This window comes from Kitasatospora sp. NPDC059648 (genome assembly GCF_042734825.1).
Lineage (GTDB): Bacteria > Actinomycetota > Actinomycetes > Streptomycetales > Streptomycetaceae > Kitasatospora.
In genome coordinates, this window is sequence record NZ_JBHWDU010000146.1 from 1 (window position 1) to 10689 (window position 10689).

Annotated in this window: 20 protein-coding genes; 10 read left to right on the forward strand and 10 right to left on the reverse strand. The window is 75.5% G+C overall.

Going from position 1 to position 10689, the window contains the following annotated elements:
* The first annotated feature begins 131 nt into the window (after positions 1–131).
* Complete coding sequence (locus ACFV1W_RS38785; RefSeq protein ID WP_380422087.1) at positions 132–356, forward strand: DUF6480 family protein; 225 nt, start codon at positions 132–134, stop codon at positions 354–356.
* Between the two features lie 27 nt (positions 357–383).
* Here ACFV1W_RS38785 and ACFV1W_RS38790 read toward each other — a convergent pair whose 3' ends face one another.
* Complete coding sequence (locus tag ACFV1W_RS38790) at positions 384–638, reverse strand: hypothetical protein (RefSeq protein WP_030289639.1); 255 nt, start codon at positions 636–638, stop codon at positions 384–386.
* Between the two features lie 129 nt (positions 639–767).
* Between ACFV1W_RS38790 and ACFV1W_RS38795 the strand changes: the two genes are divergently transcribed.
* A complete protein-coding gene (locus ACFV1W_RS38795; RefSeq protein ID WP_380422089.1) occupies positions 768–1226 on the forward strand; it encodes an SRPBCC family protein in 459 nt (152 codons plus the stop codon).
* Positions 1227–1295: 69 nt separating this feature from the next.
* Here the strand turns inward: ACFV1W_RS38795 and ACFV1W_RS38800 are convergent, their stop codons facing one another.
* Positions 1296–2165, reverse strand: a complete 870-nt coding sequence (locus ACFV1W_RS38800) for a hypothetical protein (protein ID WP_380422090.1) — start codon at positions 2163–2165, stop codon at positions 1296–1298.
* Between the two features lie 115 nt (positions 2166–2280).
* On the opposite strand from ACFV1W_RS38800, the gene ACFV1W_RS38805 reads away from it, so the two are divergent.
* Both ACFV1W_RS38805 and ACFV1W_RS38810 read left to right on the forward strand, forming a co-directional pair.
* A complete protein-coding gene (locus ACFV1W_RS38805; RefSeq protein ID WP_380422092.1) occupies positions 2281–2718 on the forward strand; it encodes a hypothetical protein in 438 nt (145 codons plus the stop codon).
* The gene (locus ACFV1W_RS38810) at positions 2715–2927 is read left to right on the forward strand and encodes a DUF6296 family protein (RefSeq protein WP_380422093.1); all 213 of its coding nucleotides are present in this window, start codon (positions 2715–2717) and stop codon (positions 2925–2927) included. Before ACFV1W_RS38805 ends, ACFV1W_RS38810 begins: the two co-directional genes overlap by 4 nt.
* A gap of 99 nt (positions 2928–3026) precedes the next feature.
* Here ACFV1W_RS38810 and ACFV1W_RS38815 read toward each other — a convergent pair whose 3' ends face one another.
* A complete protein-coding gene (locus tag ACFV1W_RS38815; protein ID WP_380422094.1) occupies positions 3027–3290 on the reverse strand; it encodes a hypothetical protein in 264 nt (87 codons plus the stop codon).
* A gap of 168 nt (positions 3291–3458) precedes the next feature.
* Between ACFV1W_RS38815 and ACFV1W_RS38820 the strand changes: the two genes are divergently transcribed.
* Positions 3459–4025, forward strand: coding sequence for a DJ-1/PfpI/YhbO family deglycase/protease (locus ACFV1W_RS38820; RefSeq protein WP_380422096.1), 567 nt, complete (start codon positions 3459–3461; stop codon positions 4023–4025).
* A 28-nt stretch (positions 4026–4053) separates the two neighbouring features.
* Entirely contained in the window at positions 4054–4203 is a 150-nt protein-coding gene (locus ACFV1W_RS38825) for a hypothetical protein (protein ID WP_380422097.1), read from the forward strand.
* A 129-nt stretch (positions 4204–4332) separates the two neighbouring features.
* Here the strand turns inward: ACFV1W_RS38825 and ACFV1W_RS38830 are convergent, their stop codons facing one another.
* The 3 genes from ACFV1W_RS38830 to ACFV1W_RS38840 form a co-directional block, all read right to left on the reverse strand.
* Complete coding sequence (locus ACFV1W_RS38830) at positions 4333–4989, reverse strand: HAD-IIIA family hydrolase (protein WP_380422098.1); 657 nt, start codon at positions 4987–4989, stop codon at positions 4333–4335.
* 76 nt (positions 4990–5065) lie between these two features.
* Positions 5066–5641 (reverse strand): hemerythrin domain-containing protein, encoded by a 576-nt coding sequence (locus tag ACFV1W_RS38835; protein WP_380422099.1) that lies wholly within the window; start codon positions 5639–5641, stop codon positions 5066–5068.
* A gap of 149 nt (positions 5642–5790) precedes the next feature.
* Entirely contained in the window at positions 5791–6228 is a 438-nt protein-coding gene (locus tag ACFV1W_RS38840) for a DUF6098 family protein (RefSeq protein WP_380422101.1), read from the reverse strand.
* A gap of 216 nt (positions 6229–6444) precedes the next feature.
* Between ACFV1W_RS38840 and ACFV1W_RS38845 the strand changes: the two genes are divergently transcribed.
* From ACFV1W_RS38845 to ACFV1W_RS38855, 3 genes are read left to right on the forward strand one after another with little or no spacing between them, the layout of a single operon-like run.
* Entirely contained in the window at positions 6445–6951 is a 507-nt protein-coding gene (locus tag ACFV1W_RS38845; RefSeq protein WP_380422103.1) for a hemerythrin domain-containing protein, read from the forward strand.
* A 55-nt stretch (positions 6952–7006) separates the two neighbouring features.
* Positions 7007–7255 (forward strand): hypothetical protein, encoded by a 249-nt coding sequence (locus tag ACFV1W_RS38850; protein ID WP_380422105.1) that lies wholly within the window; start codon positions 7007–7009, stop codon positions 7253–7255.
* The gene (locus tag ACFV1W_RS38855) at positions 7252–7542 is read left to right on the forward strand and encodes a helix-turn-helix transcriptional regulator (protein WP_380422106.1); all 291 of its coding nucleotides are present in this window, start codon (positions 7252–7254) and stop codon (positions 7540–7542) included. Before ACFV1W_RS38850 ends, ACFV1W_RS38855 begins: the two co-directional genes overlap by 4 nt.
* Positions 7543–7566: 24 nt before the next feature.
* Here ACFV1W_RS38855 and ACFV1W_RS38860 read toward each other — a convergent pair whose 3' ends face one another.
* Positions 7567–8106, reverse strand: coding sequence for a DUF1360 domain-containing protein (locus tag ACFV1W_RS38860; protein WP_380422108.1), 540 nt, complete (start codon positions 8104–8106; stop codon positions 7567–7569).
* The gene (locus tag ACFV1W_RS38865; protein WP_380422110.1) at positions 8100–8267 is read right to left on the reverse strand and encodes a hydrophobic protein; all 168 of its coding nucleotides are present in this window, start codon (positions 8265–8267) and stop codon (positions 8100–8102) included. The genes ACFV1W_RS38860 and ACFV1W_RS38865 overlap by 7 nt, the downstream gene beginning before the upstream one ends.
* A 320-nt stretch (positions 8268–8587) precedes the next feature.
* On the opposite strand from ACFV1W_RS38865, the gene ACFV1W_RS38870 reads away from it, so the two are divergent.
* Complete coding sequence (locus ACFV1W_RS38870) at positions 8588–9802, forward strand: MFS transporter (RefSeq protein WP_380422112.1); 1215 nt, start codon at positions 8588–8590, stop codon at positions 9800–9802.
* Between the two features lie 24 nt (positions 9803–9826).
* On the opposite strand, the gene ACFV1W_RS38875 is transcribed toward ACFV1W_RS38870, so the two are convergent.
* A complete protein-coding gene (locus ACFV1W_RS38875) occupies positions 9827–10096 on the reverse strand; it encodes a hypothetical protein (protein ID WP_380422113.1) in 270 nt (89 codons plus the stop codon).
* Positions 10097–10127: 31 nt separating this feature from the next.
* Positions 10128–10493 carry a DUF488 domain-containing protein gene (locus tag ACFV1W_RS38880; RefSeq protein WP_380422114.1) on the reverse strand — a complete coding sequence of 122 codons (366 nt, stop codon included), beginning with the start codon at positions 10491–10493 and terminating at the stop codon, positions 10128–10130.
* Between the last annotated feature and the right edge of the window lie 196 nt (positions 10494–10689).

A 10689-nucleotide genomic window follows, 5' to 3' on the forward strand; every position in this document is an offset into this window, starting at 1 on the left:
GGCGCGGTGTGCTCCGCCGGATACCGGCGGACGGCCGGTAGCGGCCGGGGTTGCCGGGGCCGGCGGTGTTTCCGCGCCGCGCCCCCGGGCAGCCGCCGGGTGTCCAAGCCGCTGCCACCTGGGACGACATCATGACCACACCCGATCCCGATCCCGACCGCACCCCGGCGCTGGACGAACACGGCGCACTGCCCGGCGGGGACACCCCACCGGCAGAGGGTGGAATCTCCGGCATCTCCCATCCGGAGCCCGTGGAAGTGCGGCGGGCCTGGGGGCCCTGGCCCGCCGTCGTGATCGTGCTGCTGGCGCTGGCGGTCTCCGTCATGCTGGTCGCGATGATCATCGTGCTGGCCTGACGCCCCCTCCGGCCTGCCCGACCCCGGTCAGCGATTGCCGGCCGCGAGTGCCTCGCGCACGGTCACCAGGCAGGGGTCGCAGTACCGGTCCGGCACCTCCGCGCCGGTGCCGTCGGCTGCCGGCACCACCCGCTGGGACGGTTCGAGGAACCGCCCGCACAGCGACGCCGTCGCGTCGTCCTTCGCCACCACGTGCCACACCACGGCGGGCGGCGACACCGCCGGGTCGTGTTCGGCCCACATCTCGTACACGGCGACCTCCGGGTCTCGGGGCTCGGTCACCCCATGCAACCCCGGGACACCCGGAACGGCCACCGGGCCGGGCCCGGTGGGATGGTTACACCGGTCAGGGACGGGCACACGCGCGGGCGGCCGGGATGGTCCCGGCCGGGCGACACGAGGAGGGCCCAGATGAGCATGGTGAAGAAGTCCGTGGACGTCGACGTCCCGCTGCACGCCGCGTACAACCAGTGGACGCTGTTCGAGGAGTTCCCCCGCTTCATGGAGGGCGTCGACGCGGTGACCCAGCTCGACGACCGCCACAACCACTGGCGCACCAGCATCGGAGGGGTCAGCCGGGAGTTCGACACCGAGATCGTCGACCAGTTGCCCGACGAGCGGATCGCCTGGCGGACGGTGGACGGCGACGTGGAGCAGAGGGGCGTGGTGACCTTCCAGCAGCTGGACGACCTCCACACCCGGGTCAACATGGCCATCGACTTCCGGCCCGAGGGCATGGCCGAGAAGGTCGGCGACGCGCTGGGCGTGGTGGACCGGCGAGTGAAGGGGGACCTGGAGCGCTTCAAGGAGTTCATGGAGGAGCGCGGCCGGGCGGAGGGCGGCTGGCGCGGCCGGATCAGCCCGAGCTGACCCCACGCGCGGGTGCGGCCCCGCTCCCCGGAGATCCGGGAGCGGGGCCGCACCCGTGGCCCCGGGGCGTCAGCTCTCGGTCGGCCGCTCGCCCTCCGCGTCCTCGGCGCCGGTCGCGCCCTCGGCTTCCTCCGGTGCCTCGATGCCCGGCCGGTCGGTGCGGTCCTCCGTCAGCCCCGCGGGGCTGTCCGGGTTCGGTTCCGGCTCCGGGGCTCCGCCGTCGGAGCGGATCCGCACCGCCTCCTCCTCGGCCGACAGGCCCGCCGTGTCGCCGGGGGCCTCACCCCGCAGGTCGGTGTGCCGGTCGGGGAGGTCCAGCCGACCGGCGGCGTCCTCCGGCACATCCGCCACGGCAGTCCGCTCGTCGACCTCCGGCTCCTCTTGGGCGAGCCGGGCCTCCAGGGATTCCCCCTCGGCCTGCTCGGCCCCGGTCGTGCCGTGGGACTCGGCTGCCACCGGGGTGTCCCCGGGGACGGCCGGGATCTGCGGGTCGTGCGACCACTCGCGGGCGGGGGAGCCGTCCTGGAGGTCGGGGATGCCCTCGTCCTCCGGCTCCGCGCCCGGGTCGTGGTGGCCCCGCTCGGGCTCCGGCGGCGGTTCGTCCGCCTCCGTTACCGGATCCCCGGCCCGCCCCGGGCCGGTCCGGCTCGTGCCGGTGGGCGGGCCGGCGGAGGGCGGGGGATCGACCGAGGTCGGCGCCTGGTGCACCGGTCCCGCGTAGTCCTCGTCCGGCTGGACGCCCGGCACCGGGCCCTCGGCGATCTCCGGCTGCTGTTCGGCGCTCCCGGCCACGTTCGCCGTCCCGCCCTTGCCGATCGGGGACGGACGGCGCTCCGGGCCCTCATCCCGCTCGTCGGCGGGCTCCGTCCCCGCGGTGTCCGCCGGGCCGATCGCGCCGCCCATGTCGTGCAGCGGCCGTTCGTGTGACGATCCGTTCATGGTGTTCCTCCCTGCCGTGTGCGGCCCGGTCGACCGGGGCCCGGTGACGCGCCTACCCGGCCGCCGCCGCCCGTACCGGCCGGTTTGCCGGGCCGATGCGGGGTAGGCGCGCGGCATGGAGGACTACGGACCACCGGCGGACGACCCGGCCCCCGACGACACGGAAGCGTTCGACCTGTGCGACCACTGCGGCCAGGTCGGCGACGCCACGGACCTGCTCAGCGCGCTGGTCCCGGACTCCTCCGCGCTGCACCCGAGCGATCCGGAGCTGGACGGCCGACGGGTGCTCACCGCCTGTACGGTGGAGCACCTCGCCGAGCTGGTCCAGCAGTACCGCGACCGCCCCTTCGTCCCCGAGGAGCAGTGGGCCGGCAAGGTCTGCCGGGCGCTCGCCGAGCAGGAGGAACCCGTCCCGCTCAGCCTGGTCGCCCAGATGAGCGGGCTGTCCGAGCAGCAGGCGGCACAGGGCGTGGAGTGGCACAACGCCCGCGCCCGCGAATGGCAGGCCCGCTACGGCGACGCCACGGCCGCCGAGGAGGATGACCAACCATGAGGACCGCCAAGCACTACCGTCTGGTCGTCACCGACCCGTACCGGGAGTTCGTGCTCACCGCCACAGGGGCGATGGGCAGCGACGGGACCCAGGTGTACGTGGACGAGTCCGGGGCCGTCCGCGTCGAGATCGACGGTGACGGCGAGGTCCGGACCATCACCGCCGCCCTCCCCCTGGGCCGACCGGTCCGCGCGGAGCCGCTGGACTGACCGCCGCTCCGACGAGCCGCCGACTGATCCCCGAGATCGCGCCCGGGACCAGCCGGTGACGTGCGCCGGGACCAGCCTGTGACGACGGCGGCCCGCGCCTCACGGTGTGGCCGGGTCCGTCGTCGTTGCCGGGTCCGCCGGGTCCGTCGTCGTGGCCGGGTCCGTCGTCGCGGGCTCCGGGTGGTCGGGCTGTTCCTCGTCGTCCTCCTCCAGGCCCGCCGCAGGTGCGTCGGGGGCCGAGGGGCGGGAGCGCGGCGGCCGGCCGCCCTCCACCGGGAACCGGCCGGCCTCCTCCGGCCCGCCCGGCCGGTGGCCGGCGCGACCGCGAGTCGCCACCGCCCAGGAGCGTCGTCTGATGCTCACCACTGCCTCCAGCGCTCAGGTGCGGGTGCCTTCGTCCCGCCGGTGCCGCGCGACTACCCGGATCGGAACCCGCCAATCCGGCATGACCGCGCCGACGCCGGGTAGCCGCCGTCATCCGGGGCGCGGCCCGCCGCGCCCGACACCCGCCCATGCTGGTAAGGAGGAGCGATGACCCACCCCACCAAGGTCCTGGCGATCGTGACGAACTACGGCGTCGAACAGGACGAACTCCTCGTCCCCGTACGGCACCTGCGCGAGAACGGCGTGCACGTCGACATCGCGGCCCCGCACCGGGACGACATCCGAACCCTGGTGAGCGACAAGGACCCGGGCGAGACCGTGCGCCCGACCCACACCCTCGACGAGATCGAACCCTCCGGCTACGACCTGCTGCTCATCCCCGGCGGCACGGTCAACGCGGACAACCTGCGACTGCGCCAGGAGGCGGTGGCCCTGGTGCTCGCCTTCACCACCTCCGGCCGGCCCGTCGCCGCCATCTGCCACGGCCCGTGGATGCTGGCCGAGGCGGGCGTCGCCTACGGCAAGCGGCTCACCTCCTACCCGTCGCTGCGCACCGACCTCGCCAACGCCGGTGCCACCTGGGCCGACGAGTCGCTGGTCACCGACGACGCCAACGGCTGGCGGCTGCTGACCTCCCGCAATCCGGACGACCTCGACGACTTCCTGCGGGGCATCGACTCCGCCCTGAGCGCCCGCGCCGGGGCCGCCGCCTGACCGGCCGGCCCGCACCACGGTGAAGCCCATGGCGAAGGCCCGTAGGGTGCCCCACCGGGCGGCCTCCGTCCGGGCCTTCGCCGCGCCGGTCGGCGCGAAGGAAGCGGTGGCGCTCCACCGCCCCGGCGCACCCGTCATCCCGGCGCACTCCTCCCGGAACGCCGCACCGGTCCGCTGACCGTCCGTGCGGCCGGCGACTCCGGCCGGCCCGCACGGTGCGCCGAAACCGGCCGCCGGGGACGGCTCACTTTCCTGGAAGGTCCTGGGGTGCCCTGAGCTGTCCTGGGGCCCGGCGGAGTTCGGGTCGTCAGTGCCGCAGCAGCAGGTAGGCCGCCTCGGCCGGTCCCTCGGCCGCCGGGCAGAACGTCGGCGTGCAGGGCCGGTACGCGTCGGCCGCCGGCCCGGTCGCGTCGGGGACCCGGATGGCGTGGGCGCCGACCGCGAGCGCGGCGGCGATCACCGTCTCGTCGCAGCCGATCACCGTGACGCGGGAGGGCGGCAGGCCGAGCGCCCGGCAGGCCGCGGCCACCAGACCGGGGGCGGGCATGTGGCAGGCGCAGTCGTCGTGCGACCCGTGCGGACACACCGCCCACAGGTCGATCGGCCCCAGCAGCGCCTCGGCCCGGGCCTGGACCGCCTCGACCTGGCCGCGACCGATGACCCCGCGGGCCACCGCGGGCTGGTTGCTCAGCACGCCGACGGCGAAGCCAGCTCCGCGAAGCGCCGAGAGCGCGGCCCGGACGCCCGCCATCGGGTGGACCATGGCGGGGTCGCCGTTGCAGGCGACGTCCTGGATGAGCGTGCCGTCGCGGCCGAACAGCACGGCGCCCGACGGTCCGTCGGCCGTTCCTCCGGCCGGCGCCGCCTCTGGGCGGACGAACAGCCAGGGACCGGTCCGGTCCGGGCGCTCGGTGGTCGGGCGGGGCTGCGGGACGGTCGGTACGGGTTCTTCTAGGTAGGCCATACCCCTGCGGGTTGCCGCCGCCGGGGGTGGCAAACGGCCCTCGCCGGGCGGAGCGGCCCGGGCAGGCCGGACGGGCTCAGGGCGACTGCTGCCCGGTGCTTTCGTGCCCGGTGAGGTGGTCGCGCAGCGCGGTGATCGCCCCGGCACCCGGCGGCAGCCCCCAGACCGCCGAATCCGCCCGGCCCGCCGGACCCGCCGGACCTGCCCGGGGCTCGCGCAGCCGGCGCTCGCACCGCCGCAGCTCGTCCGGCCGGGCCCGGGCCCGGAGGGCGGGAAAGAGGTGCTCCTCCTCGCCGCGCACATGGGTGCGGAGCACCAGGAGCAGGACAGCGGTGGCCCGGCGCCGCCCGGGCACGGACAACCGGTGGTCGTTCGCCCGGTCGAGCAGTCGGCGGATCGAGGCGTGGGTGCACCCGGCGGCGTCCGCGAGTGCCCGTCCCCCCGGCAGGCAGCGGCGCGCCAGCGGATAGAGGTGCTCCTCCTCGGCCGCCAGATGGGGCACGAGGAGCCGGCGCAGCGCGCAGAGCAGCCGCAGGTCCTCGTCGTCGGTGGTTCCGCCGCGGGTGCGGACGCCGTCCAGCTGTCGCAGCAGCGCCTCGATCGCCCGGTGCTGGGCGAACAGCCCGCTCGGGAACCCTTCGGCAGCATCCATGGGAACCTCCGTTCGACGGCGGGGGGCGCTTGGACGACGGCGTCTGCCCGGTCCGGGCCCGGGCAACCGTGCCGGGGACGGACCGAGAGGCGTGCGCCGAGGTCCGGGGACCGTGGCGATTCATTCCGGCCGCCGGACAACGGGCCGGCTCAGCCGGTGGAGTCCCGCCCGGGGGCGAAGCGCTCGTGGTAGCGGCGCACCGCCTCGTCCAGGACGTTCCGGCCCAGCCAGGCGAGCGGCAGCGGGTCGGCGATCAGCGGCTCGTGGTCCGGACCGGCGCCGACCACCCGGCCGGTCAGCACCCAGGGCCGGCGCTTCGGGCAACTCTCCGCCAGGTCCGCGTACTTCATCACCCGGCGGGCGACCCAGTCGGCGGCGGGCCGCGGCCACCACGGCTCCGGGCGCAGCGGGGTCACCGACAGTCCGGGCAGGGGCACGTCCGCCTCGTAGTCGCGGCTGAGGGCCCCGTCGTCGGCGGGGCCCTCGGAGTAGCGCAGGTAGACGTCCAGATCGCCGGTGGCGAGCGAGGTCAGCAGGGCCAGATCGTCGATCAGGCCCATTCCGTCCTCGCCGCTCGTGCTGTGCATCTCCCGCCGGCCTCGGTGACTTGGCCGTCCCGGTCGTCGGTCCGGAGCCGGGACGTACCGGGACGGCTGCCCGGGTCGACGGCGCCGAAACCGCCGACGGCCACCGGCCCGGCCGTGTTCGCGCCGGTGACGGTCCCGCTGGCGGCCGGGTTTGCCCCCCCGGCCGCCCGGGGACACGCCGACCGGCGGGGGCGATTGTCGAGGAGGACGCCAGCGATGTCGAACGATGCCATCGTCCTGCTTCGGGAGGACCACAAGGAGGTCCGCCGCCTGTTCCGCGAGTACCGGGGGCTCGCCGACGGCGGCGGTGACGACGAAGCGCGCCGCAGGACGGTCCAGCGCATCGTCGAGGAACTGACCGTCCACACCTACCTGGAGGACGAACTGGTGTATCCCAGGATCCGCCAGGAACTGCCCGGCCTCGCCGAGGAGATGGACGTCGCCGAGCAGGAGCACCACGTCGCCGACCTGCTGTGTGAGGAACTCAGCCGGATGTCCCCGGACGACGACGGCTACGACGCCAAGACCGCCGTCCTGATCGACGCCGTGGAGCGGCACATCGAGCAGGAGGAGGACGAGGTGTTCCCGAAGGTGCGGGCCGCGCTCGGCCGCACGGAACTGCGGGAGCTGGGCGAGCGGATGCAGGCCGTGCGCCAGACCGCCCCGCGCCAGCCGACCGCCGACGGCGTCCTGCACCGCATCGCCGACATGCTGGAGGGCTGACCCCGGCCGTTCGCGGCAGCGGGCCCGACCGGGAAGGACCAGGAAAGGAAGTCCCGTGCAGTACGACGGAGACCTGCTGGACCAGCTGACCGCAGACCACCGGGCCGTGCTGGTCCGCTTCGGCGAACCCAGCGGCCTCCCCGACGGGGACCCGCGGCGCAAGGCGCCGGCCGATCCGGTGACCGACCGGCTGGTGCGCCACACCCGCGCCGAGGAGGTGCGCCCACCGATGCGCGTCCGTCCTTCCCGCACCGCCCCCGCACGTTCACCGCAACAGTGCACCGGCCGTAGGCCGACCCCATGACCGGCCGCCCGACGGGCGCCGGCTGGACGTTCCTCACCAACCACGCCCGCGTACTGGTGCAGATCGCCCGTGATCCCGGCATCCGGGTGCGGGACATCGCCACGCGCTGCCTGCTCACCGAACGGGCCGTGCAGCGGATCATCGTCGACCTCGAAACGGCGGGCTACCTCTCCCGCGAACGCCAGGGTCGGGCCAACCACTACCGGGTGATCACCGTCAAACAGCTGCGCCATCCGGCCGACGCCGGACCGACCCTCGCCGAACTGCTGGCCGCGCTGTTGCGCTGACGGCGGTTCGGCGAGGGGGCGGGGTCAGTCTGTGGCGTGCTGGAGGCCGACCCGGACGAAGTGCAGCAGATCGGCGGCGGTGAGGGCGGTCAGCCCGGAGCAGACGAGCCTGGTCGCCCCGGGCGCGAACACCTGGGCGCAGGTCAGGCCCGTCGCGATCCACAAGCCGGTGCAGAACGGGCAGGTGATCAGTTCGCCGACGACGCGGCGTACGCCCGTGCCCCGGACGTCCTCCGAGAGTTCGGCCGGGCCGGCCTGGCCGCGGAAGCGGGTGAACGGGATCCGCAGCGGGCTGGTGACCGGGTCCTTCGTGAGCAGCCGGGACAGCCGGTGCACCGCCCCGGCGGTGAGCAGCACGTCCCACGGGCCGGGTTCCGGCAGCGGTCGGCCGGTGCGCCGGGCGGCGGCGGCCAGCAGGCCGGTGCCGCCGAGGTAGACGGCCATCGCGGCGAGGTACCCGCCGATCGGCTGCTCGTCGTCCGGTTCGTAGGCACGGCGCTCCTCGCGCAGCGCGGTTTCGACGTCGCCGGTGTCATCCGGCGGTCGGGGGCGTGCGCTCACCATCGGTACCACCGGCCGCCGCCACCGCGGCGGCCTCCGGCGAACGCGAAGCCGAGCAGCCAGATGACCAGTACGGCGAGTGCGATCCACCACAGGGCGTGGACGAGGAAGCCCACTCCGCCAAGGATGATCGCCAACAGCAGGACGAGGATGATGAGGACCATCGGATTCGGACCTCTCGTGGACGGCGGATCGTTACGGATCCGGCGTGTGCCCGCTGCGCCCCGGTCCATACGTGCGAGCCGCGGTCTCGCTCGGCAGGCCGCTTGCGGCCGCCGACCTGGCCCGCCCCGGGTTGCGCGGGCTCGGCTGCCGCTCGGTCCCGGGCCTGCCCAACGGCACCGCCGCCTTCGTGCGGCCGGTCAGGCCCGCTCGGCGCGGCGCTCGCGGTGGTCCGGGACACCCTCGACGTGACGGCGTCCCGCCGGTACGGTTTCGGCTGAGGCGAGCAGGCCTGCGGCGCGGGTGGGATCGTGGAGTCCTCGTGAGCACGGATCCAGGCGCCCGGCGGGCGGACGGCGACACGGGCATGCGGCCGTGGCGCTTCGTGGTGTGGTTCGGCACCGTCAGCCTGCTCGCGGACTTCGTCTACGAGGGCGCCCGCTCCATCACCGGCCCGCTGCTGGCCTCGCTGGGCGCCACCGCGACGGTGGTCGGCCTGGTGAGCGGCGCGGGCGAGGCGGCGGCGCTCGTGCCGCGCCTGCTGTCCGGGCCGCTCGCCGACCGCACCGGGCGGTTCTGGGCGCTGGCGATCGGCGGCTACGCGCTCACCGTGGTCTCCGTCCCGCTGCTGGGCGTGGTGGGCTCGCTCGGCGCGGCCTGCGTACTGGTGATCGCCGAGCGGGTCGGCAAGGCGATCCGCTCCCCGGCCAAGGACACCCTGCTCTCCCACGCCACCGCCGCCACCGGCCGGGGCCGGGGCTTCGCCGTGCACGAGGCGCTGGACCAGGTCGGTGCCGTCCTCGGCCCGCTCACCGTCGCGGGCGTGCTCGCGGCCACCGGCGGCTACGGCCCCGCGCTCGGCGTGCTCGCCGTCCCGGGCGGGGCCGTGCTCGGCCTGCTGTGGTGGCTGCGCACCCGGGTGCCCGACCCGAGCCGCTACGAGTCCGCGCCGCGCCCCGCCCCCGCTCCCGCGGTACCGGCACCCGTACGGGCGCCGCTGCCCCGCGCGTTCTGGGCGTACGCCGCGTTCACCGCCGTGACCATGACCGGCTTCACCACCTACGGCGTGCTCTCCTTCCACCTCGTACGGCGCCAGTTGCTCACCGCCTCCGTCGTGCCGGTGCTGTACGCGGGGGCGATGCTGGCCGGCGCGCTGGGGAGCCTGGCGACCGGCTGGCTGTACGACCGGATCGGCCCGCGTACCCTGGTGGCGCTGCCGGTGCTGGCCGCGGCCGTGCCCGCGCTGGGTTTCAGCGAGGCGGTGCCGGCGGCGGTGGCCGGGGCGCTGGTGTGGGGCGCCGCGCTGGGCGTGCAGGAGTCGACGCTGCGGGCCGTGGTCGCCGACCTCGTCCCCGCGCCGCGCCGGGCGACCGCTTACGGGGTGTTCGCGGCCGTCGTCGGCGTCGCGACCCTGGCCGGCGGGGCACTCACGGGCGCGCTCTACGCGGCGTCCGTGCCCGCTCTGGTCGTCACCGTGGTCGCCCTCCAGGCGGCCGCCCTGGTGCTGCTCGTCGCCGTACGACCCGGACGTCGCTGACGTCACCGCCCGCAGGGCGGCCGGTCAAGACGCCGCCCGCAGGGCCGCCTCGCAGGCGAGGCAGCGCCGGCCGGCCAGGGCGGGCGGGTACCAGGGCTCGCCCGGGCGGGTCGGCCGGTAGTGGGAGTGCTCCATCGGGTCGGTGTCCAGGCCGCACAGGGTACGGGGGAGCGGGTCCTCTGGCACGTCCGGGTCACCGCCCGCCGCGTGCACCGCGCACACCACCGGCTCCACCCCGTCCGGCCCCAGGGCCTCGTCCGGTTCCAGTTCGAACAGGACGACGATCGCCGTCACGGCGTTCCGCCCGTCCCGCGCGGGCAGCCGGTCACCGCTTCCTCTTCGCCAGCCACTCGGCGAGCACGGCGGCCTGGCTGTGGTCGACGTCCCTGGTGGCGGTCAGCAGGGTGAGCCGGTCCCGGGCGGCGAGTTCGCGCAGGTGCCCGGCGGCCTCCTGGTGGTCGTCGTCCCGCAGTTCGGTGAGGTAGCGGCGGCGGAACTCGGTGAAGCGTTCCGGATCGTGGCCGTACCACTTGCGCAGCCCGGTGGAGGGGGCGACGTCCCGCAGCCACTCGTCCAGCTGGGCGTCCTCCTTCTTCATCCCGCGCGGCCAGACCCGGTCCACCAGCACCCGCTGCCCGTCCTGCGGCGAGGAGTCCTCGTAGATCCGCCGGTAGGTGATCTTCGCGGCCATGACGGGGTCCTCTCGGTCTGCGCGGTGCGGCGGGAGGCGCCGGGCGCCCCACACCAGCGTGTGCCCGGACCGGGCGGATCCGCACTCCGACGGCGGAGCGGGGTGACCCGCGCCGGCGGTGCCGCGTGGCGCCCCCGGGGCCCCCCCGCCCCCCCCCCGGGGGACCCCCCCCGGGGCGCAACGCCCGAAAAACCCA

Excerpts from the sequence above, each read along its gene's own strand:
- ACFV1W_RS38785 (WP_380422087.1), top strand. The coding sequence starts at position 132 with ATGACCACACCCGATCCCGATCCCGACCGCACCCCGGCGCTGGACGAA.
- ACFV1W_RS38795 (WP_380422089.1), top strand. The coding sequence starts at position 768 with ATGAGCATGGTGAAGAAGTCCGTGGACGTCGACGTCCCGCTGCACGCC.
- ACFV1W_RS38800 (WP_380422090.1), bottom strand. The coding sequence starts at position 2,165 with ATGAACGGATCGTCACACGAACGGCCGCTGCACGACATGGGCGGCGCG.
- ACFV1W_RS38805 (WP_380422092.1), top strand. The coding sequence starts at position 2,281 with ATGGAGGACTACGGACCACCGGCGGACGACCCGGCCCCCGACGACACG.
- ACFV1W_RS38810 (WP_380422093.1), top strand. The coding sequence starts at position 2,715 with ATGAGGACCGCCAAGCACTACCGTCTGGTCGTCACCGACCCGTACCGG.
- ACFV1W_RS38820 (WP_380422096.1), top strand. The coding sequence starts at position 3,459 with ATGACCCACCCCACCAAGGTCCTGGCGATCGTGACGAACTACGGCGTC.
- ACFV1W_RS38825 (WP_380422097.1), top strand. The coding sequence starts at position 4,054 with ATGGCGAAGGCCCGTAGGGTGCCCCACCGGGCGGCCTCCGTCCGGGCC.
- ACFV1W_RS38830 (WP_380422098.1), bottom strand. The coding sequence starts at position 4,989 with ATGGCCTACCTAGAAGAACCCGTACCGACCGTCCCGCAGCCCCGCCCG.
- ACFV1W_RS38835 (WP_380422099.1), bottom strand. The coding sequence starts at position 5,641 with ATGGATGCTGCCGAAGGGTTCCCGAGCGGGCTGTTCGCCCAGCACCGG.
- ACFV1W_RS38840 (WP_380422101.1), bottom strand. The coding sequence starts at position 6,228 with ATGCACAGCACGAGCGGCGAGGACGGAATGGGCCTGATCGACGATCTG.
- ACFV1W_RS38845 (WP_380422103.1), top strand. The coding sequence starts at position 6,445 with ATGTCGAACGATGCCATCGTCCTGCTTCGGGAGGACCACAAGGAGGTC.
- ACFV1W_RS38855 (WP_380422106.1), top strand. The coding sequence starts at position 7,252 with ATGACCGGCCGCCCGACGGGCGCCGGCTGGACGTTCCTCACCAACCAC.
- ACFV1W_RS38860 (WP_380422108.1), bottom strand. The coding sequence starts at position 8,106 with ATGGTGAGCGCACGCCCCCGACCGCCGGATGACACCGGCGACGTCGAA.
- ACFV1W_RS38865 (WP_380422110.1), bottom strand. The coding sequence starts at position 8,267 with ATGGTCCTCATCATCCTCGTCCTGCTGTTGGCGATCATCCTTGGCGGA.
- ACFV1W_RS38880 (WP_380422114.1), bottom strand. The coding sequence starts at position 10,493 with ATGGCCGCGAAGATCACCTACCGGCGGATCTACGAGGACTCCTCGCCG.